Source organism: Neobacillus bataviensis LMG 21833 (assembly GCF_000307875.1).
Classification (GTDB): Bacteria; Bacillota; Bacilli; order Bacillales; family Cytobacillaceae; genus Neobacillus; species Neobacillus bataviensis.
This window is the reverse complement of record NZ_AJLS01000184.1, coordinates 14,168-37,974: the sequence shown is the minus strand read 5'-3', so window position 1 is coordinate 37,974 and position 23,807 is coordinate 14,168. Positions and strand designations below refer to the sequence as shown.

Here is a 23,807-nt window from a genome sequence, read left to right as displayed (position 1 = left end):
TAATAAGGCCGCTTGGAGTGAGCGGCCTTTTTAGTCTTCCTGTGGAAACCACAAGGTGATACTTGTTCCCTTATTCAACCTACTTTTTACCTTGATGACGCCTTTATGGGCATCCATCAAGGCTTTTACAATCGACAGGCCGATCCCTACGCCACCCGTTTTGCGGTCACGGGATTTGTCACCGCGATAAAAGCGCTCGAAAATATGCGGAATATCCTCCTCTTTCATCCCTGAACCTTCGTCTTGAATCATAAAGCCGACATATCCATCCTTTTCTGTCACCACTGAAATGGTAACATTCTTCCCTTCAGGCGTGTATTTCAGGGCATTATTGAGAATATTGGAAAGGACTTGCATCAAGCGATCCTTATCCGCCTCAAACATTTCTTCCTGATCAGGCTCTTTAATTTGCAGTCCAACACCTTTTTCTTTAAAAATAGGCGAAAACATTTCCCATAACGCTGCTAATACGCTTCCTGCTTCTAGTTCGATTTTTTCCAGCCTGATTTGCGGATTCTCGGCCGCAAGTAATTTTTCTAATTCATTCACGAGTCGAACCAAGCGCATCAGTTCTTCGTGACTTACCTCCAGCCGCTGCGGTGTTGGCTCCCAAATTCCGTCCTGGAAGGCTTCAATTTGGCTTCTTAATGTGGCAAGCGGTGTCCTCAATTCATGGGCAAGGTCACCGGTAAATTGCTTCCGCAGCATTTCTTCCTTTGCCAATGATTCGGCAAGATTATTGAAGGAAATTGCAATCTGCTTTACCTCGGTCGGCAAACCGGATAAGGGAATGCGAATATCAAGGTTGTGCTGCTGCAGCTCACCTGCCGCGAATGAAAGCTTTTTCAGTCCAGAGGTTAATTTTTTCGAAAAAATCATACTAAAGACAATTGCCAGTACAATCGTTAAACAGACGGCAGCTAATATATACAACTGAATGGTTTGGATAAACGTGTATTCATCGTCAATTAAGCCTTCGGGATAGATGGCCACAAGTTTTCCAATAATGGCATTGTCAACTTTGAGCGTATAGGTTGTAGAGTGCCACTCTTCCCCGTCCGGCGGCGGTTCTGTTAAGCCAAAGCTATTCAACATGCCGCGAATGTTGGACGAATCCATCTGAACTTGCCCAAATCGGTCATACAATTGAAAATAAAGCTGGTCGGTCATCGCATGCTCATGCAGTAGTCCAAATACCGGGTCACTGGTAAAATGGCCATTTTTTCGATAATCCTTCTCGATTTCGGTGATAATTCGATCAATCTTTTTTTCGCGATTACGGTCTAAATAACTATGAAAGCTTTCCTCAAAGCCATATTGGATAAAAAAGCTGACAATTACTATACCGATCATGGAGATGAGGACTAAATAAAACAGGATCTTAGACCGGAGTGTTTGCAGCATCAAGTACCCCTCCAAATTTATAGCCCATCCCAAAAACAGTCACTAGAAAATCTGGCTGTCGCGAATCTGATTCAATTTTTTTACGGAGGTTTTTGATATGGGTATCGACACTCCGCTCGTAGCCTTCATAATACATGCCTTCATCTTGAATCTTCTCTAGTAAATCCATCCTGCTGTAAACTCGGCCGGGATTGACCGCCATATTTGTTAACAATTTATATTCAATCGGTGTTAAGGTAACATCCTCACCGTTTATGGTCACTTCTTTTTTGATTAAATCAATCGCTAGTTTTTTCCTATTGAATTCGAGGCGTTCAATTTTTTCTGTCTTTTTCACCCGCCTTAAAATCGCTTGGACGCGGACAACTACCTCCCGCGGGCTAAACGGCTTGGTTAAATAATCGTCAGCGCCCATGACAATCCCGTTGATGCGATCATCTTCAGCTGATTTTGCCGTCAGCATCAGGATTGGCACATCCGACTCTTTTCGGACTAAGCGGCAAACCTCCTCACCGGAAATATCAGGCAGCATTAAATCTAATATGATTAAATCAGGGTTGATTGTTTTGGCCTTTTTCAAGGCATCAATTCCATTATCGGCACTATGAATTTCATAGCCTTCTCTTTCTAAATAAGCTTCGAGAACTTCTATGATTCTGCGTTCATCGTCAACTAATAAAATCTTCATGAATCACCACTCCCCATACCATTACTATATCATCCTGGGTCTGTGATTTTTGTAACTTCACAAATTCACCACAACTTCTTCATAACATCTTCAATTTTTCCCGTTAAGATAGATTTGTAGTTAAGATGTTGTAATACATGGTTAGTGACCATCTTACTCATCCCAAATTTAACCTCTCTCTTACTATAGTAAAAGCGTCCCGATCTACGGGGCGCCTATTTTTTTGTGAATTTGGTGTAATTAAAACCAGAAAAGAGACATCGGAATCCCGATGTCTCTTTCATTTCCTATTTGTGGATCCAAACTGCACCAGCGGAGTTGTCTTTTGCTTTGCCGATGACTTGGAACTTAAGGCCGAAGTTTGGAACCTTGCGTCCAGCGTCCGGAATAAGTGTATTGATATAAGTCTTAGAATCATCAAATGTTGTTACGCCTGGAAGACCTTTGTAATCATAGATTCCGCGCGATGGAGAATCGATATACCAAGCAGGAGCTTGATCTAAAGAAAATGCAGCATCTGCCACCTGGTAGCGTGTACTTTGATTTGTAGATGACTGTCCATTCAAAGTACCTACAATTGCTTCAGGATGTGAATCCACTACGCCAAGGAAGCCTTCGCCAGGGTGGATTCCAGTCCAGTTATCAGTAAACGTGTTGTCACCATACCAAACTACTAAACCAGTATTATATTTAACGCCGCGAGAGAATTGTAGTGCTGTATCAGAGCCAGCATAGTTTCTCCACTCAAGGTAATAATAATGTGGTTTGTTAATCCAGCCATCAGATACTTCAAAACCGTTTAATGTTACTTTTGAAGTTCCTTCTGCATCATCAGAGAATACTACAGCGCCATCCACTGTTAATTGAAGGTTATCGATTGCGAAACCGTTTGGTGCAAGACCGCCGTCCGTTATATATTCAAATACTAGTTTTACTTTTTTGCCTGCGAATTGGCTTAAATCAAGCTTTCCATCCACCCACTTGCCTAGGGAAGTTTCACGACCACCTGCTGTGTTTTCGTCGCCAATTGTATCAAGTGTCACGCTCTTGCCATCATCTGTTACCGCTTTTACATATAGGTAGTCATAGCCTGTTTCAACTTCGTACCATTGTTTGTAATCAAAGGTAGCAGTTGCAGCACTTGTTAAGTCAAACACTGGTGTTTCTAAAACAGTGTGAAGATCATCGCCTTTAGTACTATAATAGTATTTTGCTCCAAACCCAGGTGCAATACCTGGAACCTTTTTGCTAGGCAGATTTACCTTTACAATCCCAGGGTTCTTTGACTTCGTCACACTTTGGTCAATAATAGTTGCAAGACCATTTTTATCGATATCTTCGTAGTTTACCTCAGTAATATTAGCCCAGTTACCGCCCATTGTCTTTTGGAAGAATTCTTTGTTTTGTGGAGAGAAGCTTGGTGCTTCTGTTCCAGCAATGTTTCCGTTCCAGCTGCCGCCGCTCATGATAGACCATGAAGCAATTGGCTCACCGTGACCAGAATACTGTGTATCATATTCATCAGGAAGACCTAAGTCATGACCAAATTCGTGTGCGAAAACGCCCACTGCTCCATCTTCAGGCTCGATGGTATAGTCGTATGCAGCCATCTTGCCGCCCCAGTAATCTACGGAAGCAGTTGTATTTGCTACAGGATAAACACCGTTTAACGCCCAGCGGTGTGACCAGATTGCATTATCACCAAGCTTGCCGCCGCCAGCTTCTTGTCCAACCCCCGCATGAAGAACCATCAAGTGATCAACTAATCCGTCTGGCTCGTTTAAATCGCCATCACCATCAAGGTCATATTGATCAAAATGGTCATAATCAGCAAGGTTGATTCCAGCTGCAACAGCTGCATTTAATGCATCTTTTACTAGGCCACGAGGACCTTTTGCTCCCGGTTTATTGTCATGTCCTCCTGCTGGACTATCGCTACCGTAATCAGCTGCATTTCCTGGTACAGTCAGCCAGTCAGAAACCTCACCGTTAACTGTGTAGCTGCCGCCAGACTGCTCTTCGTAATACTGTTTGAAAGTTTTTACCTTTTCGCCATTGAAAAGAGTGAAATCTTCATTACCAAATAGCATCTTTTGATAGTGGTCTTTGTTGAAATCATCCGCGTACATATATCCTGATTCTTGATCAATATTATTATGCTTAAAGTCAGCATACTCTACAAGCAATACAAGGACTTTATCTTCACGAACATCGCCGTTATAACCAGCTTGCTTAGCCGAATCTACTTTTACAGCACCTGTCGGCTTGCCTTTTTTATAGTTTTCATGACCTTTAGCAAGCTGCTTTGAAAGCTTGTCCTTCTGCTTTGTAACGAAGTCTTTTGCTTTTTGGTCAAAATCCTGTTGCCCCTTTGTAAGAGCTTTGTCTTCTTTACCAGGCTTTTCACCCTGTTTTTGATTTATGTAGCTCTTTACTGCCTTCGTAATTTCCTCTTGTGATGCACCTTTTGCAATAAGTCCTCTTTTTTGTAATGCGGCACCTAGACGATCGAAATCTACCACATTCAAATCGAATGGCGCGGACACATCTGTTGCTGCCGCTGCAGCTCTTGGTGCTAGCGTGCTTCCAGCAAATGCACCTGCAAACATGGTAGTAGCTACCATTGTACTAGCTGCAAGGCTGGATATGACTTTTAGAGTGTTTTTCTTCTTCAACTGTTTATACCCCCTATACTGTATATATCCGACCGTTCTTTTAAAAAAACGGTGCTCTATTATTCTATCAGAGGGGTAAGAATATTATAAATAGTCTGATTTCAGTATAAATAGAAATTTTAGTAGGAAAATTCTGAGTATTTAGACCTATTCGAAACTACCAAAAAGACCCTATCTTTAGATAAGGCCCTTTTGGCTGGTCTTTATTCCGTTTTATTCTTGATTTCGTCTGTTAATTCCTCAATACTTTTTCTGACATTCCCTTTACCAGAGTAGTTCTCGATTAGCTCTTTTATATCAATTCCACTAGAAGCCTTTAACGACTCTTGCAGGCTTGCCATTAAGTTGGTTGCATAGCTGGTAATCTTATTGGCGCCGCCATTTTCTCCTGAACCGCCGCCCGTATCGACAACAGTAATTTTATCAATATTGGATAATGGGGCAGCCACTTGCTTCGCATATTCCGGAAGCATTTTGATAACCATGTCGAGAATGGCCGCTTGACCGAATTGTTCGAACGCTTCGGCAATCTTTTCCTTGGCTTCGGCTTCTGCCAAACCTTTTAAACGAATAATTTCTGCTTCTGATGACCCTTGAGCCTTTTGCGCTTCTGCTTTGGCAAGACCATCGAGGCGAATCCGCTCCGCTTCCGCCTTTGCCATTGCTTCAATGCGGTACTTATTGGCTTCGGCTTCCGCCATTTCTCTTGCCTTGTTCGCTGCGGCAGATTGCTCGACGGAATAACGGTCGGCATCGGCCTTTTTCTTCACTTCAGAATCGTATTGACGTTCGCGGCGAAGGATTTCCTTTTCTTCTAACTCAATTTGTTTTTGTCTTTCAATAATCTTGATTTGCATTTCCTGTTCCATTACATCCTGTTTTGATCTCGCTGTTTCTAGATCATAGGCCTGGTCAGCCTTCGCTTTGGCAATATCCTGTTCACGGCGGAATTCAGCAACTTTCAACTGATTCACTTTCTCTGCTTCAGCGATTTCTGTTGCCCGCTCTAATTCATTACGTTTGGCTTCTTTAGAGGCTTCGGCTTTTTTGATACGAGTTTCTTTTTCCGCTTCAGCAGTGGCAATATCTGCATCTCTTCTAACTTGAGCAATCCGCGGCTTACCAAGGGAATCCAAGTAGCCATTTTTATCACGGACATCTTTAATCGTGAACGATACAATGACAAGACCCATTTTTGCAAGATCCTGTGATGCTACCCTTTGGACTTCTTGTGAAAATTTATCACGGTTTTTATAGATTTCTTCCACTGTCATCGAACCAAGAATTGATCGCAAGTGCCCCTCTAGGACTTCTCTTGCTTCATTTTCACGGTCTTCCTTTGGTTTTCCAAGGAACTGCTCAGCAGCTGTTGCAATTTCGCTAATCGAACCGCCAATTTTTATAATGGCAACACCATCGGCCATGACCGGCACACCCTGCTCCGTATAAACCTCAGGTGTGGTAACTTCTAGTTTACTAGATAGCAAGCTAAGCGGTTTTGCCTGCTGGAATACTGGTAAAATAAAGCTACCGCCGCCGCGAATAATTTTGATTTTATTTCCGGCTTCGTCCACGTGGACACTTCCGTTTCCGAGAAAGCTTCCTGTTACGATAAGAGCCTCGTCCGGTCCGGCGGTCCTGTACTTTGTAATAAAAACACCGATTAATGCTAGGAAAATAAGAACGACAATCCCGACAATGACCCAAATAATGTTAAATTCCATTTTTCTATTCCCCCTAATCTATAAAAAACTTTCTAATTGATGGTGAACCGTAACCTGGAGCACTCCGTCCTTCACCTGGATAACAAGGACACTAGTGCCATTAGGTATTTGGTCGCCATCAAAGCTTACAGCTGGTTTAGCAATTCTTCCGCTTGTACTCTCAATCATCACTTCACCGTAGCCATCGGCTGGGATCGAGGTAATGACTGTCCCAATTCGTCCTTGTAAATCCGAATCTTTATATACAAGTGATTCTTCCGCAGAAGACAACGGTAAAAGAACAAACACATTTAATAAGGTAACAACAATAAAGGCGATGACTGCAGAGATAGCCAAAATGAGTAAATAATGCAGCGATGACAAACGTTCAAACAAGTAACCGTTCGCGGACAAAATGGTCACAAAGGCAAAGATGAGGACTGGATTAAGGAAGTGAAGCCCGCCGTCCCCAGCTCCCTGAAAATGAAACACATCGGCAAATAAAACATAAATAACTGTTAAAACTCCTGAAATGATTAACCCATAAAGATAAATTGTTTCTAAAGGTATGCTGAAAGGTTCCATGAGCATCAATCCTTTTTTTGATTATAGTAAATATACAAAGGAAAGTGAATGGCAGGTTTTGGATTTCATAAAATCTCAAGCATGACGGATCCTCCCCTTCCTTATGGTTATGTATGTTACGTAATACGAATTAAAATGTAAAAGGTTTCACACATAAGACAATTTTATCATTATTTGCCAATTTAAAATAGAGCATTCTTCGACAAAACGTGAATGACATAGTAGCCTTTTTCCAGCTCTTTCGGTCACGTAGACTCTTTCTACGTTACCTCCATCAACCTTTTCCACCTCTTTCAGTCACGTAGACCCTTTCTACGTTACCCGCCAGCATTCTTTTCCCATGCAAAGGTAACGTAAACACAAAAAAATGCCATAGCCCCTATGAGCTACAGCACCTTACTGAATCATATTCAAAAACTTCTTTGTTCGTTCTTCTTTTGGATTCGTGAAAATCTCCGCTGGCTTGTCTCGTTCAACTATAACACCCTGATCCATAAAGATGACCTCATCGGCAGCGTCTCGGGCAAAGCGCATTTCATGGGTGACGACGATCATCGTCATCCCTTCCGCGGCAAGATCCTTCATTACTTTTAATACCTCACCGACAAGCTCGGGATCAAGGGCAGAGGTTGGTTCATCAAACAGCATGACCTCTGGCTCCATCGCGAGAGCACGTGCAATCCCGACGCGCTGTTGCTGGCCGCCCGAGAGCTGTGCAGGATAATAATCTTCCTTATCACCAAGACCGACTTTTTCTAAAAGAGCTGAGGCCTTTTTGCGTGCAGCCTCTTTACTCTCTCCTTTTACAATCACCGGTCCTTCCATGACATTTTCAAGAGCCGTTTTATGAGGAAAAAGATTGTACCCTTGAAAAACCATTCCAGTTAACCGACGGAAAGAGGTAATATTCTTTTTCGAAACGGCCTTTGAAAAATCCAAACTTTGACCTTCAATCGAAATGGTACCTTTGGTAGGTACCTCTAACGCGTTTAAACAGCGAAGCATGGTAGTTTTCCCAGAACCGGACGGGCCGATGACGACCACTACCTTTCCTTTTTCCACCTCGAGGTCAATTCCCTTTAAAACCTCTAATTGACCAAATTGTTTATATAAACCTTTAATTGAAATCATCATAAAACTCCCTTACTATGATGCGTAGCGATCTAATCTTTTTTCCAAAAATCCTTGAATCATGGAAAGGAAAAAGCAGATTATCCAATAAAGGAGGGCCGCTTCGATATAGACCAACAAAAATTCATAATTGGTTGCAGCAATTTCTTGAGCGCGGCGAAACATCTCGGTTACAAGCACGAGTGAAGCAAGCGAGGTATCTTTGACAAGGCTAATAAAGGTATTTGATAAGGGTGGAATTGATACCTTTGCAGCCTGTGGCAAAACAATTCGTTTTAATGCTTGAGTATAAGTCATACCAATCGAATAACCGGCTTCCCACTGCCCTTTTGGAATCGAAAGAATGGCAGCGCGGATGACTTCTGATGAATACGCACCAACACTTAGGGAAAAGCCAATGACAGCTGACGGAAATGGATCAATCGTTATCCCGATATTGGGAAGGCCGTAAAAAATAATAAATAATTGCACTAGTAATGGCGTCCCGCGGATGGCTGAAACATAAACTCTTGCGATTATCTGAAATACCTTTACATGAGAAATGCGAGCAAGGGCAGTCAGAACAGCCAGAATGATACCAATGATAAAGGAAATAAGTGTTAATGGGATTGTGTTCATAATAGCACCCTCCAGCATCGGCTGGAGGGAGGTTTTGGCGATATCAATCAGTCTTGCTGTTCGTTCCGGGTCAGCAAAAATACTATTTAAGTACATCTACACCAAACCATTTCTCAGAGATTTTTTTGTATGTGCCATCATCGATCATATCTTTTAATGCTTTATTGACAGCATCTACGAGTGTGTCATTTTTCTTTCTGAACATAAATCCGCTTGTTGAGGCATCACCAGCCGTTGCAACAATTTTGATTGGTGCATCAGGCTTTTGTTTTGTATAATCTAAATAGGCAATTTTATCATTAACCGTTACATCGACACGTTTCTGTGCAAGCAATTCAACCGCTTGTTGGAAACCATCAACACCGACAATATTAGCACCGTTCTTTTTCGCGATATCTGCATAGTTACTTGTTAGGGATTGCGCTGAATTTAATCCCTTCATGTCCTCAAATGATTTCACTTTATCGTTATCCTTTGCAGCGATAAGAACAGCGGCAGATGTAATATACGGATCAGAGAAATCGTATTTTTCCTGGCGATCCGGGCGAATTCCCACCTGGTTGGCAATCATATCAAAACGCTTCGCATCAAGGCCGGCAAAGATTGCATCCCATTGTGTTTCCTTGAACTCTGCCTTCACGCCTAAACGCTTAGCCACTTCTTCGGCAAGCTCTACATCAAACCCGGTAAGCTTTCCACTTGGATCATGGAAGGTGAAAGGAGCATATGTACCTTCTGTACCAATGACAAGTTTCCCTTCATCTTTTACCTTCGCTAATAAATCCTTGTCCGCCTTTTCAGCCGTTTTGTTATCAGATTTATTTTTCCCAGCATTATCATCCTTTGTACCGCATGCTGATAATACAACCATAAAGCTTAATAATAATGCAAAAATAACTGTTAGTTTTTTCATGTTACCTGTAAACCCCCTAATTCTGATTGTTCTTCTTGGATTTAATTATCATATTACATCCCTTACTTCCTGTCAAAAGATATATTTCAAAAAGTTTAGGTTTATTTTACCCTTTTATAAAAAATAAAAACCTATCAGAGAGTATCTGATAGGTTAAGCTGAAAGTGGTGCTTCTTTTTGTTCGATTCTTGCACATCTTTTTACTATTTGATCGAAACCGAATCAAAATAGGCCGATTCGCTCTCCTGATTTAAAAAGTAAAAACTTTTTAAAATAAAATAGAATCCAGCTGCTTTTAAGATATGACCAGTAAAATTATCGAGGTCAAACACACTTTGGTAAATTGTAAAGATGAGCTCTGTCAAAAGGAGGTACACAAAAGCCAGCGCAATTGATAATTTTGCTTCACTTTTATCTACATGATATTGATATAGAGTAATAATTAGTGAAACAAATTGGATGAAGCTGATTACGTATTCGATTCCATTTTTCAAGCGGGTTGTTCCACTGCCTTCGACCATAAGTACCGGCAGTCTGTTCTCAAAATGAATAATCAGATAGCTGACCGTAATCGCCGCAACCATTCCTATGATGACACTCCCACCCCTATAGTCCCGTTTTAAATTTCGTTCAGGGATCAGCAGAATTGACAGAATGAAGAGGGATTGAATAGCCCGCGCCGATACCCAAAACCAGGTAGCTTTTGCCACAGAGCTCTCAGTAATAAAAAACGGCATTCCTTTGAAGGATAAAGTGTGGAGCAGGTCTAGCGTTCCAACCAATAAGAACGTAAAAGATAAAAGAAGCATCCGGCTTGAATGACTTTTTCCATAGCATTTTAAACCGTAAAGAAAGATGGCTGCCGAAATCGAAATGCTGAATATCTCTAAAAGGGCATGGAAACCGACATAATTGGCGGGATTATAGATGGTCAGGATTTGCGGCTGGAATAGATGAATAACCATCAGTAGCACAATGGCTAACAACGAAAAGATAATAAATCTTCCCTCGGTAATTTTCAAATCCTTCCCTCCCTTTTTTAAAAAAATAAATCAATCGTCTTTTTTCACCATTATATATCCTGCTTTTTCTTTATTGTCCTAGGACTTGTGAAAATTTATGGAACTTTACATAGAAAAAGACTACCCTTATTTAAGGTAATCTTTCGCATTACTCTATTTTATTTCCACCAATCATCAAACATACTGGCTGGCATATTCCGCTTATGTTCTGTGAGGAGATAGCGTTTTTCAACCTTTTCCGCCACTTCTTTGGAAACAGGTTTCCCTTCGAGATAGTCATCAAGTTCATCGTAGGTAATTCCTAATTCCGTTTCATCCGCTTGCCCCGGTTTTTGATCAAGCAGGTCTGCTGTCGGAACCTTTAAATACAGGCGTTCGTCTGCCCCCAGCTCTTTTAATAATGCCTTCCCTTGCCGTTTCGTTAATCCTGTCAAAGGCAGGACATCGGAACCGCCATCGCCATACTTCGTATAGAAGCCGGTAACCGCTTCTGCCGCATGGTCTGTTCCGATGACAAGAAGCCCTTCCATACCGCCTATGGCATATTGAGCAATCATCCTCAGTCTCGCCTTGACGTTGCCCTTTTGATAATCGCTCAGCGGGCTCCCCTCATAACTTTGGTCATATTCCTTTTGCACCTCATCAACCGCCGCTTTAATATTAAAGCTTGTTTCGCGATCAGCACCAATAAACGCAATAGACAGTTTTGCATCTTCCTCATCCTGCTGAACACCATAAGGAAGACGGACTGCGATAAACAAGGATTCTGTTCCTTCCTTACGCAATTCCTCCACTGCCATTTGTGCCAAACGTCCGGCAAGCGTCGAGTCCTGGCCACCGCTAATCCCTAATACATAGCCTTTTGCCTTCGTTTTTACCAGATAGTTTTTTAAAAAATCAATTCGCTTTCGAATTTCTTCCTTTGGCTGAATGTTTGGCGTGATATGTAAATCCTTCATTATCTGCGCTTGCAAGCTCATTTATTGAACCCCCTGACCACTTATTGATATAAATGTAATGTACCACAAAAGCGCACTTTTCACTAAATCAAACAAATTCATATGGGTAAACTAAAAATATTCAGCTGTAGGAGGAATTTAAATTGGAAGCAAAAACATGCAATGAATCAAGAGTTGTCAGAACGAGCAGGATTTTTCCAAATGACGTAAACAACCATAATACCTTGTTTGGCGGCAAGTTAATTAGCGATATTGATATGATTGCTTCGATTTCGGCAGTACGGCATTCCCGTGCTGAATGTGTGACAGCCTCGATTGATTCTGTCGATTTCTTAAGCCCTATTACACCCAAAGACTCCGTTTGTATTGAAACCTTTGTGTCCTCGACTGGGACATCTTCCATGGAGATTTTCGTCAAAGTTATTGCAGAAAATCTTATTTCCGGTGATCGAAAAATTGCTGCAACCGCCTTTTTAACCTTTGTCGCACTAGATGAAAATGGAAAACCAACAAAAGTTCCCAGCATCATCCCTGAAACCGACGAAGAGAAAAAACTTCATGAAACGGGTAAGGAAAGGGCAGAAAAACGGAAAGAGCATCGAAAAAGCAGCAAAGAATTAGCGGGAGAATTTACCACCCATAAACCGTGGGAATAAAAGAAGACAGCAAAGGTTCGCACCTGTCAGTGCGAACCTATTTCAATTTCTGAAGATCCCTTCTGTCTGGAGCATGGGGCGGTTCTTGCGCCCAGCCGCGGTCAACCAAAATATCAAAGCCCTTTGCTGAATAAACCAAAATATCTAAAATATACTTTTGATAATAGGCGGCAAGGTCTGTTCTCATGGACAAAGACAATGCATGACCAATCATGGTAATATCAATCGCATTTAACGCATGGAACAGCGTCACCACGAGCTTGTCGGAAAAAGGAGAAACCGTTGTCTCCGTCACATCTACAATTGTCGATATATTTCCAAGTAATTCCTCCCTCATGAGAATATCATTGAAGGTATTAATTTGTTTTTCAGAAATTTTCTTACCTTCTTGAATATAATCATGAATCTCCTTGTCCTTTATTACTTGAAGCAATCCCATACAAAGTAGGATTGAAAAATAATTTCGTTCAGTATTAAAAAAGATTTCTGTAATCTCAGCGACGTTTAATGGTCGTTTTTTTCCAAATCCACTAAGATAAGAAAGTTTTTCAATGTATTCCACCTTTTTAGGGTAGGGAATCATTGGCGGCCTATCATAGAGTCCCTTTGAAAGCATTAAGGTTGTGGACTCTTTATATAACAGCGAATTTTCCTGAACCATCTTCACAAAAAAATCTTGTACATCTTCTCTAGCCATACTTGAGGTAATAAATCCTGTGTTAATCAAACCCATGCGGCACATAGAATAAACAAAGCTTAGGCCAAATAAATCATGAAATAAAGGCGGCACTGTCAAATCAAGATCCTTTTCCGTAAAACCATCAGGGATGGGTATCCCTTCCTCTGTAAAAATTGACGCAATTTTCTTTACATGGCCGTCGGAAACCTCATATGCATGCTTTAGTGTCTTCCCAATCTCTTCATCTTTATTGTGGTGAAGAAAATAGGTTAATAAACAAACAGCCATATTCTCTTGAAGATAGGTGGCCCATAATCCACCAATCTCCGCACTGGATAGTCTGATACTATGTACTGCCATTGAATTAATCCTCCTGAAAAAACACTTTAGGGATAGATTTCCTATCAAAGGACTAATTTATTCAAATTCCTCTTCCCATTACCTATTCCGCAGGCGAATCACCACGGCTTTTCCAAGTCATCACACCATCCTCTTCATCAATCTCAATCGTGACATCAACAACCCCTTTTTCCGCCATGATTTTTTCCTCTAAACGGTCTTTTATATCATCGGCAGCGGCTACTGTTAGTTTCGGGTCGATTTCAATCTCCAATTCTACGTGCAAGTCTTCTCCTTCTTTAATGACGGTTATATCTTGAATATCCATAACATCAGGGTCTGCCATGACCATCGTGCCGATTTTGTTTTCCATCTCCTCATCGGCCTGCCCAATCACCCCTGCAGCATTGTCTAAAAAGACTTTCCCTACTACAAAGAACATCATCGCTCCAATCAGCATCGAGGCAATCCCCTCTAACTGGTGAAGATTTGTAAAGTGGGCAATCACAACAGCTAAAATGGCTAATAAACCGCCCAAAGTAGCCACAAGATCCTCCATAAATACTAGCTTTGTCGCCGGTTTCGCCCTACCCAAATTGGCAAAACTTTTTGCAAACACACTTGGGCCGCTTGCTTCCACACCAATTTCATGTAAAATTTCTTTCATTGCTTTAAACAAAACAAAGGTTTCAAGGATCGTTGACACAGCGAGAACCAGAATATTAATCAAAAACCCGCTGGATTTTGTCGGATGGATGGTATGATGCCAACCCTCTTTGATTGTTTCAAAGGCCATTATTCCGACAATCAATACCGCGCCCAAAAGGACAAGATTGACGAGGCGGCCAAAACCGTTAGGGTATTTTTCCGTTGGTGCCTTTTTACTTAAGGCAGACCCGATAAACACAAAAAACTGATTCGCTGCATCTCCAAGACTGTGCATCGTTTCGGCAAACATGGCGACATTACCCGTAAACATAAAGGCCACACCTTTAATAATCGAAATAATCGTATTAATAATAGCAGCCAGCATGGCGGACTTATTTCCACGTTTCAAAAGCTGTAATAATTCTCCCATCGAATCCTCTTTTCCTTTTAAAAAATTATCGGTTACCTTTACTATTTTCTAAAGTCTGAAAAATCATGCCCCTGACAGTGTGCAGGGGCATCATTCTTTACACGTTTCTTAGTACCAAAAATAACCGATTATTTCGTTCATCCTGTTCCTCCACAGAAGCCAAATCATATTTTTTCAAGAGATGGAATACTTCATTTAAAATATCTTGTGTGTGCTCTTTGGCAAAAAACTGATCGAATAAAGGTTTCAATTCCTCCGGTAAAAAGGCTGCTTGTGAATCGTATTTGCTTTTTACATCTTCCTGGGTGTGATCTAATTTGCATTCGCTCATCTGAAAATCCTCCTAATCAATGAATACATTTAGAATAGCAGAAATGGGCCAATAAAAAAAAGCCCGTTGAATGGGCTTTTCTACTTAGCCTTTTTACTTTCCGTCACTTCTAGAACATCTAAGAGGAAAACAAATACGGGAATCCCAATGATCAACCCCCATACACCAAAGAAGTGCTCCGAGAAGATCAAGACAATAAACGTATAAAAGACTGGAAGATTTGTTTTTGAACTCATTAAATTCGGATTTAAAATATAGGCTTCGATGGCATGAATGACCGCAATCGCTATCCCGACATAGAGAACCTTGATCATGCCCCCAATACTATAGGCAATAATCACAAGTGGAATTAACGAAATGATCACTCCGGCAACCGGGATTAAGCCCAAAACGAAAATCATAATCGATAAACCGCCAAGCTGCGGGAATTTAAGAATCCATAAGAAGATGGTTGTAAGAATACAGTTCACCAAAGCTATGATTAGTTGCGCTTCAATTACTTTACCGAACGTTCCCACGAATTTATGAGCAAAGAACTCAATTTCTACGTAAATAGATGAAATTTTGCTCGTTCTAAATTTCTTCGTAAATTCAATTAAACGCGGTTTTTCTAATAAACAAAATAAGCTCAATAACAGTGCCAATAAAACTTGTAACGTGATTTTACTTATATCAGTAAAATATTTAATCAAGAAGGTAAAGCCTTGCTCGAGGTAATTGGAAATTTTATTTTCCTCAATCTGACTCACAAGGTAATTCAAGATTTCATTATTATGATTTGAGGTGTAAAAGGCCGTTAATTGCTTGATCAAAGCGGTAATTTCACCGGCAATCATCGGCAAGTACATCACTAACCCATACGAAAGCAAACCGACAATACTGGCATAGGATACAACCACAAGCAACCTGCGATTGAGCGAGACTTTTTTTTCAATAAATTGAACCAAGCGATCCATTAAAAAAGTAAAAATAAACGTGAGTAAAATCAAATTAATCATCGATCTCATTGAATATAAAATGATCGCAATTAACACAAAAATGGCTATTCTTTTAAATCCGCTGCTTTGCATAAGTTTATTTATCATAGGCAATTATCGAACCCCATTATGTTTACTATTTACTATGTGAATATTATATCAAAGTTCAAGGTAATCTGTCCTTTTTTAACTGCTATCTTGCACTAAATTGAACAGGTGTCATCGAACTGTCAATTGCTTTCCCTTCAAAACCTTGCGCACTTAGATAATCTAGCAGCGCTGGCAGATGGGCAAGCGTTTCTGGTCGTTCATGCAATAAAATGACAATCGGCCCATTATGGTCTGCCAATTTATTTAATTGTTCAATAACACTATTGACAAAGCGTGCATCTTTATAATACCAATCCTTGCTGTCAATATTCCAATCCCACATTAAATAGCCATTATCCTTAACCGCTTGGCGATATTCACCTGTCATATATGGAACACTGCCATATGGCGTTCTCATAATATAGGAATCGATACCGGAAATTTCTTTTAACGTGTTCCGATTTTGGGTTAATTCCGAGAGGATCGAATCAACTGATGCATAAAAAACTTTCTGGTTATGGGAGACACTGTGGAGACCAACTGTTTCTCCTTTCTGTGCCATTAATTTAACCGCATCAGGATACCTGCGAATATTCCCGTCGATCATAAAAAATGTCGCTTTGTATTGATATTGTTCCAGCAATGCAATAATATCAGCGGAAAATGGTGCCGGACCATCATCAAAGGTTAAATAAATCGTCTTGTTGTTCCCCTGTGGCTGCGTATTATTTTGCTCCGGCTGAGTTCCAGGTGTTTCATTCGCCGGTGTCTGAGGAGTTCCGGTTTCCTGTGTGGCAGGTTGTGCCTCGGTGGTTTCGGTAGGAGTAGTTTCTGGCACTTGTTCTTGTTTATTTCCCCAAATGTCTGCTTTTTCCTGCTGTTTTTTCATCCGTTCTTTTTCTTCTTTTGAGTCCCTAGTGTTCATCACAACTGATCCTGTTGTTGGACCTTTAGCTGAGGCATGCTTAATATTTTCATTTTTTGAGTGATTACTAGGTTCGCCTGCAGCCTTCTTCAAAAAATAATTGCCCAAAAATCCCCCCGCAAATAAGAACCCAATAGCAATAATGACAATGACTGTCCCTCTTGACCATCCGCTCTTTCGTTTCACCATTGTTTCTCCCTCTTTGTTGTTTTTTCCTTCTTTCATTATAGACGAATTTGTGACTAATTTGTTTCTAATCTATTAAAAATATTACAATTCTATTAAAATTACTGACTATTAATGGTAAATCCGACAGCAATGTTTGACAAAAACCTGTATCCCTCATGATAATGTGTAATTTACAACTTTTTACCAATCCATTATAACAAGAAAAAAATGAAAAAAGGAGCTAGAGGAAAAAATAAATCAGAAATTTCCAAAATGGGTACAGGCAAATTCCGTGACCAAGTAACATACATATCATTGAAACAGACTTTCCGTGGAGGTGAGATTTGTGTCAGGTGGGCAAAAAGCACTCTGCTACATCTTATCAATCCTTATTCCAATTGTTGGTATTGTCTTAGGTATTGTTTGGATGAATGATCAAGATCCAGAAAAGAAAGTGGTCGGCAAAAACTGTTTAATCATTGCGATTGCCGTAACTGTCTTAAGCTGTATTTGTTGGTTTGCTCTTTCTGCCCTCTCGATTGCCCCTGCGTTTATGACGGGTTACTAAGAAAAGCGGAAGGCTTCTTGAGCTGGACATTTCTCAAGGTCGGAATTTTAAATTCATTTATTACCAGTAAAAACCCAATTCATATGGAATGGATTGGGTCCATTGTCATAGGAGTGATTCGTGTTGATTCAAGAAGTGCTGCACTTTTTCGGAAGAGCCATCTGCCACCAATTAGAGGAACGGTCACTCCATGCTTCAGGAGAAACACTTTCCGTTTGTGCCCGCGATACTGGGATCTATATCGGCATCTTTTCAACACTAGCTTATTTGCATCTGTTTAAGCGAAAGAAGAAAATTACGATTCCTTCGATTAAAATGAGCTTCTTTCTTCTATTATTTATGGTACCCATGGCGGTCGACGGTTTAGGCTCTTATGCCCATTTATTTGAGAGTACTAATTTAAGGAGGTTGGTGTCAGGCACCAGCTTTGGTTTTGTTTTGCCTTATTTTTTATATCCGCTGCTGTCGGCTAAGGCGCTTGAGAATGAGAGTGAGCCGGTTATTGGTGATTTGAAGGATTTTTTTGTTCCTGTGGTTTTATGTTACGGACTTGGGGGACTTGTTTATTGGGGGAAGATCTCCTATTTCGTTTTAGATGGTTTGATTATATTGACTGTCATTGTTTGGTTTAGCATGTGTTGGTCATTTTTGTTTTCGAGGATTCAGGACATCCGTTTTAAGTCAGCATTATCTGCTTTTTGCGGTATCGCATTTCTTTCGGTACTTTCCTTGTTACATAGTTTAATTATTCCATAAAAAAAAAGAACAATTTCCGTTTTGGAAACAGTTCCCATGTAATGGATTTTATTCTGTTTTTATCGCATCGATTAACTCTTTTATTTGTTTTAATTTCTGAGGATTTAATTGATCCTCAGATAATTCAATTTCTACTTTTAAAACACTTTTAATGGAATGTTTCTTTTCGGCCTTTTCACCTTTTTTAGGTTTTACTAAATCCTCCACTTCTACAGCAAAGGTTTTTGCTAGTTTCTCTATGATATCTAAACTGGGATTCCGCTGGATCCCCCGTTCGATTAAACTTAAATAGGACTTTGAAATACCGGTAAGTATACTTAACTTAGATAAAGAATAGCCTTTGGCCAATCGCAAACTTTTGAATTTACTACCATCCATTGAACCGCTCCTTCTTCTCTGCTTCCAATCATTGCATTACTAACCTGTTCTCTGTTTTTTATTTAACGGCTTCATCAACCACCAAAACCTTTTGTAACAAAGTAAATAATCAATGGGCCCAAAATTACAATAAATAATGATGGAAAGATAAAAAATACCATTGGAAACAGCATTTTTACCGGCGCCTTCATTGCCTGCTCCCTTGCTGCCTCGCGCCGCTGCTCGCGAACCCGTACAGTTAAATTTCCCAACACTTTCGCCATACCTATTCCAAGTTGATCGGCTTGTATTAAAGAAGTAATAATACCTTGAAAAGATCCCGATGGAATACGTTTACGAAGATCATAAAAGGCTTCTCTTCTGGATTTCCCAAGCTTCATATCCTCCAGTGTCTGACGAAACTCATCGGAAAGTGCCCCTTTCATTTTGGAGGATACTTCTTCGAGAGCCAAATCGAGCCCCATCCCTGCTTCAAGCAGAAGATTTACTGTATCAAAAAAGTCAGACATGGATTGATTGATTTCTTTTATTCTTGCCGTCTTCCTTTTCCCTAGATAAAATATCGGAAGGCGAAATCCTAATATTGCCATTATGGCTACCATCAACCAGGTTAGCAGTTTATTATCTGAAAAAGGCAATAGTAACAAAGCAAGCGGCAGACTTATTGCCACACTAAGCACCAATTGGAACAGTCTGAAATCATTGGCGGTCTTAAAAGGATACCCTGCATCCCGGAGCAAGATGTTTATTTTTGTTCTTTCTTCTTTAGTGACCTTTTTATTTAATAATTTCGTTCCTCTTACCCATAAATCGGCAAATCCCTTTTTTACTTTGCTTTCCTTCCTTTTTCTGATAGGATCCATTTTTGAACTTTTATTAGCTTCATCAAAATACATACTTATACGTTTATTAAACGAAATTTGCCTTTTAAAAATAGTAAATAGTATTCCTGCCAGTAAGAAAGTTAGAAACGCAGCTGTTAGAAACAAAAAAATAATACTCTGCATTTACCTATACCTCGATTCGGATAACCTTCTGGATAAACAACCAACCAATGAATATGGAGATAGAGCCGGCAAACAACATCGCCCACCCCAATGGATGCTCCAGCATGGGTCCAAAATATTCTCTGTTCACCAGTGATAGATATAACCCTAGTCCAACCGGCAGCATCGTAATAATCCATGACGACATTTTCCCTTGGGCTGTTAATGTGTTCAATTCTTCCAGTATTCTAACCCTGCCTCTAATGGTTTCTTCCATTGTTTCAAGCAGTACGGCCAGATTTCCGCCACTTTTTCGCTGGGCCAGTATTGCCCGTGCAACTACCTCAAGTTCTTTGTTGGGCACACGTTTGATTAAATCTTCAAAGATCTCCTCCAGGGGAACTCCTAATCCTGCTTGGCGGACAATACGTGCAAATTCAGGTCCTAGGGGATCAGGTACCTCCTTACCGACGAGCTGAATCGCTTGCATAAAACTGAATCCCGCCCTCATAGAATTTGCCATCATTCCTAAAATATCGATTAACTGATGTGATGCCTGCTGCAGGCGTTTTTTTCGTTTTTGCTTCATAAATACAAGAGGGAGAATAAAACCAATGACCGCTGCTGTCACCATCATAAACCATGAAAACCCTAATACGGCGGTTATCCCCCCAGCCCCAAGTGCAGCTAGAAATCTAAGGACAAGAAACTCTTCTGGCTTTAATTTATTTCCTGTTTCCAGTAATATTTTCTCCGTGCTGTCATTAAATTGAATATTTTTAAACACTTTTGCGATTGAATGGAAAAACCTAATGAACATGGACTGCCTTTTTTCTTTTATCATTTTACCTGTATCCACTTGGGAGGATTGTAAAAACTTAGTCATTCTGGCATTCATATTCCTTTTAACTGAATAGCCTCTTAAAAATAGAAAAATGAAGATACTCGAAAAAAGGAAAATAAGAGATACTTCCAGCTGCATTTCCATCCTTACCACTCCTTACTAAACCATGAAGCAGGCAGAGAGTAACCATTCTGTTCCAGTTTATCTGTGAACTTCGGCCGAATACCTGTACTAGTAAAACGCCCCTCAATTCTGCCGTCATTCATGATCCCTGTTTCCTTAAATATGAAAATATCCTGTAAAACAATGGTGTCCCCTTCCATTCCTAATACCTCGGTTACATGCGTTATTTTTCTCGTACCATCCTTTAACCTTGACTGCTGCACAATAAGATCAATTGCACCGGCAATCTGTTCTCGAATCGCCTTTACAGGGAGCTCGAAGCCTGCCATTAATACCATTGTTTCCAGGCGGGAGAGGATGTCTCTTGGTGTGTTTGCGTGGCCGGTACTTAAGCTTCCATCATGGCCTGTATTCATGGCTTGGAGCATATCCAATGCTTCAGCACCACGGACCTCACCAACAACAATTCGGTCTGGACGCATCCGCAATGAATTTCGAACTAACTCACGGATTGTTATCTGTCCTTTTCCCTCAATATTTGGCGGACGAGATTCCAATGCTACCACATGTTCCTGATTTAGCTTCAGTTCTGCCGCATCTTCAATAGTCACAATACGTTCTGTATTAGGAATAAAGGAAGATAATACGTTTAAGGTTGATGTCTTGCCGGATCCTGTACCGCCGCTAATAAAAATATTAAACTTTGACTTCACACACATATCCAGGAAATCTGCCATATCGCTGCTTAATGTTCCAAATTGAATTAAATCTTTTATTGTAAAAGGAGTTTCGGAGAATTTTCGAATAGTTAAACTAGGCCCTTTTAATGCCAGCGGGGGGATAATCGCATTCACCCGGGAACCATTTGGCAAGCGAGCATCCACCATAGGCGAGCTTTCATCTATCCGTCTTCCAATCGGTGAGACGATTCTCTCAATTACACGCAACACATGCTGATTATCAATAAAATTGACATTGCTTTTTATGATCTTCCCATTTTTCTCATAATAGATTTCATCAAAACTATTCACCATAACCTCACTTATTAGAGGATTTTCGAGTAATGGAGTAATAGGGCCGTATTCCAACAATTCGTCCTTTACATAATGGATAATTTCCTGCTTTTCCTCAAAGGTTAACCTCCCACCCTCCAATTCAAAAAAGGCCTGCCCCATTTCCTCTATTTTCTGTTTTTCATCACTTTTATCTTGTCCCGGATGCTTCTTAAGCTCTTCTAATAGATAATCATGTAGAGCAGCCTGGAGATCCAAATATTCCTTGTTTTTTTTCAAAACAGGAAGATCTTCTACTTCCTTTGTAAGAGTGGCGGGGCTGGATGAATCAATATACCGTTTAAATAGTGACATTCCCTTTCCTCCTTACCGCCCAATGAGGGACCAACGTTTCTCTTTCTTTTTTTCCACCAAAACATCACTTTTGGTATGCTCAAAAAGCTTTTCTGATAAATGCCATATAGCCTTGCCGAGGTGGCTTCGAGAGTTTGACAGAATAAGCGGCTGACCCGACTTGATAGAAGAGGCAGCGACATTTCCTTGCTCCGGTAAAGTATGATAAACACTTAAACCTAAGATTTCTTCTACTTTTTTAAGTTCAAGCCCTTCCCCTTTTACATGCCTGTTTAAAAGAAGCCTAACTTTATCCTTCAATCTGATCGTTTCTAAGGTTTCTAAATAGAGCTGTGTCAGCCTTAAAACAGATATTTCATTTCTTGTAAGCAACAGGATCTCATCAGATAAGTCAAGACACCGCAAATGAATTTCCGAAATATTGGCAGGCATATCAATCAAAACAACATCAAATAGTTTCTTAGCTGCTTCAATGGCTTCTTTCATATGATCTTCGGAGATACCCTCAAAAAATTCAGGTCGATGCGGTGCAGCAAGAACAGATACATCCCCCTCGACAGTGGTCATATATTGAGTAATGGCATAATGCTCCCGTCCATATGCTTCCTTAACCCATTCATAGATGGTCCTTTTCGGCTTTTCATTAAAATACATAGCCACCTCGCCAAATTGAAGATTCCCATCAATTACAGCAACCTTCTTCCCCGTTTTTGCCAATGCAACAGCAAGATTAACCGTTAAAATCGTCCGGCCAACTCCACCCTTGGGATTGGTAACAGCGATGACTTTGCTTTTTTCTTTTACGAGATTGATATACTTTTGATCCATTTTTGCCCGATGTCCCATATATTTCTTTGCATGATCAACTGTTTCACTAAGTTCCTCCATGGTATGGGACGAACGGATGGTATCTGATGCCCCCATAAGCATAGCCTTTTTCAGATTCTCCATATTATCGGCAACAATTAAAATGATATAAACATGCGGATAAAGAACAGAAATTTCCTGGCAAAAGTCGTATTCGTTATACAAAGTATGCGCTTTAATAAATAGGACAGTCTGATTATGATCATTTAGGAGGTTATGTAACTTTTCGACTTGACTTGCTATTTTCAGTTGAAATTGTTGTTTCTCTAAAAGTGATTTTAAATCCTCTAGATGGATATTTGTATCGGAAAAATAAACCCAGTTTATCATCATTCGTTTCTGCCTCCTACTCTTTAATAACCTCTCTTGTTTGTTTAATTCCCGCTTTTCCGCTTTCAGTATCCTCCGTATTTCTAAGCATTAAATAGAATCCATCTTTGTCTTTTGCAGCTAACCCCAGCATGACACCTTCTTCAGGTGTAACTTCGACTGTTACCGTTTCATATTGTAATGCCTCCGCCTTATTGTCAGCGGATTTACCCGAGGTTAATACCTTGGCATTTTCAAGAACCAGCACAGATGATTTAAACTCCTTACCTGTTGCATCATCTTTTGTTGTTTCATATGCAATGACATCCACCATCGAATTAGGAGCAACATAACCAGATACCCCCTGTTCAAGGTTGACTTTTAACGAGATCGCCCGTTTTCCTTTACTTACCGCAACAATAGAATTAGTGAATTCCCGTTCCGGCTTTTTCGCCTTTTCTTCCTTCTTTTTTTCAGCTTGTTTGCTTGATTGATCTTCCTTCTTTTGTTCTTGACTGCTTTCTGTCCCGGAAGCCGTTGTAACCGTTTCTTTTGAAAAGATAGTAATGTAGGCAAATGCCGCTACCGCCATTCCTAATATGACTGATATCATCCAGATTTTTTTTGTATTCATGACGCCCTCCTAACATCCCGAACCACTTTATTTA

General features: G+C 40.4%; 24 protein-coding genes. 3 read left to right on the top strand and 21 right to left on the bottom strand.

Going from position 1 to position 23,807, the window contains the following annotated elements; translation table 11 throughout:
• Positions 1–30 precede the first annotated feature (30 nt).
• The 10 genes from BABA_RS25130 to nadE form a co-directional block, all read right to left on the bottom strand.
• Positions 31–1,404, bottom strand: a complete 1,374-nt coding sequence (locus BABA_RS25130; RefSeq protein ID WP_007088093.1) for a sensor histidine kinase — start codon at positions 1,402–1,404, stop codon at positions 31–33.
• Entirely contained in the window at positions 1,382–2,092 is a 711-nt protein-coding gene (locus BABA_RS25125) for a response regulator transcription factor (RefSeq protein ID WP_007088092.1), read from the bottom strand. Before BABA_RS25125 ends, BABA_RS25130 begins: the two co-directional genes overlap by 23 nt.
• A 287-nt stretch (positions 2,093–2,379) precedes the next feature.
• Positions 2,380–4,716, bottom strand: coding sequence for an immune inhibitor A domain-containing protein (locus BABA_RS25120; protein WP_051186087.1), 2,337 nt, complete (start codon positions 4,714–4,716; stop codon positions 2,380–2,382).
• Positions 4,717–4,970: 254 nt separating this feature from the next.
• Entirely contained in the window at positions 4,971–6,491 is a 1,521-nt protein-coding gene (locus BABA_RS25115; RefSeq protein WP_007088090.1) for a flotillin family protein, read from the bottom strand.
• A gap of 18 nt (positions 6,492–6,509) precedes the next feature.
• Positions 6,510–7,055, bottom strand: coding sequence for an NfeD family protein (locus BABA_RS25110; protein WP_007088089.1), 546 nt, complete (start codon positions 7,053–7,055; stop codon positions 6,510–6,512).
• Between the two features lie 396 nt (positions 7,056–7,451).
• Complete coding sequence (locus BABA_RS25105) at positions 7,452–8,186, bottom strand: amino acid ABC transporter ATP-binding protein (protein ID WP_007088088.1); 735 nt, start codon at positions 8,184–8,186, stop codon at positions 7,452–7,454.
• 15 nt (positions 8,187–8,201) lie between these two features.
• Positions 8,202–8,900 carry an amino acid ABC transporter permease gene (locus tag BABA_RS25100; protein ID WP_007088087.1) on the bottom strand — a complete coding sequence of 233 codons (699 nt, stop codon included), beginning with the start codon at positions 8,898–8,900 and terminating at the stop codon, positions 8,202–8,204.
• Positions 8,887–9,717 (bottom strand): amino acid ABC transporter substrate-binding protein, encoded by an 831-nt coding sequence (locus BABA_RS25095; RefSeq protein ID WP_007088086.1) that lies wholly within the window; start codon positions 9,715–9,717, stop codon positions 8,887–8,889. Before BABA_RS25095 ends, BABA_RS25100 begins: the two co-directional genes overlap by 14 nt.
• 203 nt (positions 9,718–9,920) lie before the next feature.
• On the bottom strand, positions 9,921–10,739 hold the full coding sequence (locus tag BABA_RS25090) for an MASE3 domain-containing protein (protein ID WP_007088085.1): 819 nt from the start codon (positions 10,737–10,739) through the stop codon (positions 9,921–9,923).
• Positions 10,740–10,897: 158 nt separating this feature from the next.
• Complete coding sequence (gene nadE / locus BABA_RS25085) at positions 10,898–11,719, bottom strand: ammonia-dependent NAD(+) synthetase (protein ID WP_007088084.1); 822 nt, start codon at positions 11,717–11,719, stop codon at positions 10,898–10,900.
• A 122-nt stretch (positions 11,720–11,841) separates the two neighbouring features.
• Between nadE and BABA_RS25080 the strand changes: the two genes are divergently transcribed.
• Positions 11,842–12,354, top strand: coding sequence for an acyl-CoA thioesterase (locus tag BABA_RS25080; protein ID WP_007088083.1), 513 nt, complete (start codon positions 11,842–11,844; stop codon positions 12,352–12,354).
• 37 nt (positions 12,355–12,391) lie between these two features.
• On the opposite strand, the gene BABA_RS25075 is transcribed toward BABA_RS25080, so the two are convergent.
• From BABA_RS25075 to BABA_RS26220, 5 genes are all read right to left on the bottom strand, one after another.
• Positions 12,392–13,393 (bottom strand): DUF3231 family protein, encoded by a 1,002-nt coding sequence (locus BABA_RS25075; RefSeq protein WP_007088082.1) that lies wholly within the window; start codon positions 13,391–13,393, stop codon positions 12,392–12,394.
• A gap of 82 nt (positions 13,394–13,475) precedes the next feature.
• On the bottom strand, positions 13,476–14,450 hold the full coding sequence (locus BABA_RS25070; protein WP_007088081.1) for a cation diffusion facilitator family transporter: 975 nt from the start codon (positions 14,448–14,450) through the stop codon (positions 13,476–13,478).
• Positions 14,451–14,547: 97 nt separating this feature from the next.
• Positions 14,548–14,781: a hypothetical protein gene (locus BABA_RS25065; protein ID WP_007088080.1), complete on the bottom strand. Its 234-nt coding sequence runs from the start codon at positions 14,779–14,781 to the stop codon at positions 14,548–14,550.
• Between the two features lie 80 nt (positions 14,782–14,861).
• Positions 14,862–15,872, bottom strand: coding sequence for an AI-2E family transporter (locus tag BABA_RS25060; RefSeq protein WP_007088079.1), 1,011 nt, complete (start codon positions 15,870–15,872; stop codon positions 14,862–14,864).
• Between the two features lie 79 nt (positions 15,873–15,951).
• The gene (locus BABA_RS26220) at positions 15,952–16,962 is read right to left on the bottom strand and encodes a polysaccharide deacetylase family protein (RefSeq protein WP_007088078.1); all 1,011 of its coding nucleotides are present in this window, start codon (positions 16,960–16,962) and stop codon (positions 15,952–15,954) included.
• A gap of 325 nt (positions 16,963–17,287) precedes the next feature.
• Between BABA_RS26220 and BABA_RS25050 the strand changes: the two genes are divergently transcribed.
• Together BABA_RS25050 and BABA_RS26215 are read left to right on the top strand one after the other, a co-directional pair.
• A complete protein-coding gene (locus BABA_RS25050) occupies positions 17,288–17,509 on the top strand; it encodes a hypothetical protein (RefSeq protein ID WP_007088077.1) in 222 nt (73 codons plus the stop codon).
• 123 nt (positions 17,510–17,632) lie between these two features.
• Positions 17,633–18,265, top strand: coding sequence for a DUF2085 domain-containing protein (locus BABA_RS26215; protein WP_007088076.1), 633 nt, complete (start codon positions 17,633–17,635; stop codon positions 18,263–18,265).
• Positions 18,266–18,313: 48 nt separating this feature from the next.
• Here the strand turns inward: BABA_RS26215 and BABA_RS25040 are convergent, their stop codons facing one another.
• The 6 genes from BABA_RS25040 to cpaB all read right to left on the bottom strand — a co-directional run bounded on the left by BABA_RS25040 (position 18,314) and on the right by cpaB (position 23,773).
• The gene (locus tag BABA_RS25040; protein WP_007088075.1) at positions 18,314–18,643 is read right to left on the bottom strand and encodes a helix-turn-helix domain-containing protein; all 330 of its coding nucleotides are present in this window, start codon (positions 18,641–18,643) and stop codon (positions 18,314–18,316) included.
• Between the two features lie 74 nt (positions 18,644–18,717).
• Positions 18,718–19,650, bottom strand: a complete 933-nt coding sequence (locus tag BABA_RS25035) for a type II secretion system F family protein (RefSeq protein ID WP_007088074.1) — start codon at positions 19,648–19,650, stop codon at positions 18,718–18,720.
• A gap of 4 nt (positions 19,651–19,654) precedes the next feature.
• Positions 19,655–20,617 (bottom strand): type II secretion system F family protein, encoded by a 963-nt coding sequence (locus tag BABA_RS26210; RefSeq protein WP_007088073.1) that lies wholly within the window; start codon positions 20,615–20,617, stop codon positions 19,655–19,657.
• 2 nt (positions 20,618–20,619) lie between these two features.
• Positions 20,620–21,963 (bottom strand): TadA family conjugal transfer-associated ATPase, encoded by a 1,344-nt coding sequence (locus BABA_RS25025; protein WP_007088072.1) that lies wholly within the window; start codon positions 21,961–21,963, stop codon positions 20,620–20,622.
• Between the two features lie 12 nt (positions 21,964–21,975).
• A complete protein-coding gene (locus BABA_RS25020) occupies positions 21,976–23,163 on the bottom strand; it encodes an AAA family ATPase (RefSeq protein WP_007088071.1) in 1,188 nt (395 codons plus the stop codon).
• Between the two features lie 13 nt (positions 23,164–23,176).
• Positions 23,177–23,773: a Flp pilus assembly protein CpaB gene (cpaB, locus tag BABA_RS25015; protein WP_007088070.1), complete on the bottom strand. Its 597-nt coding sequence runs from the start codon at positions 23,771–23,773 to the stop codon at positions 23,177–23,179.
• Positions 23,774–23,807: the final 34 nt, after the last annotated feature.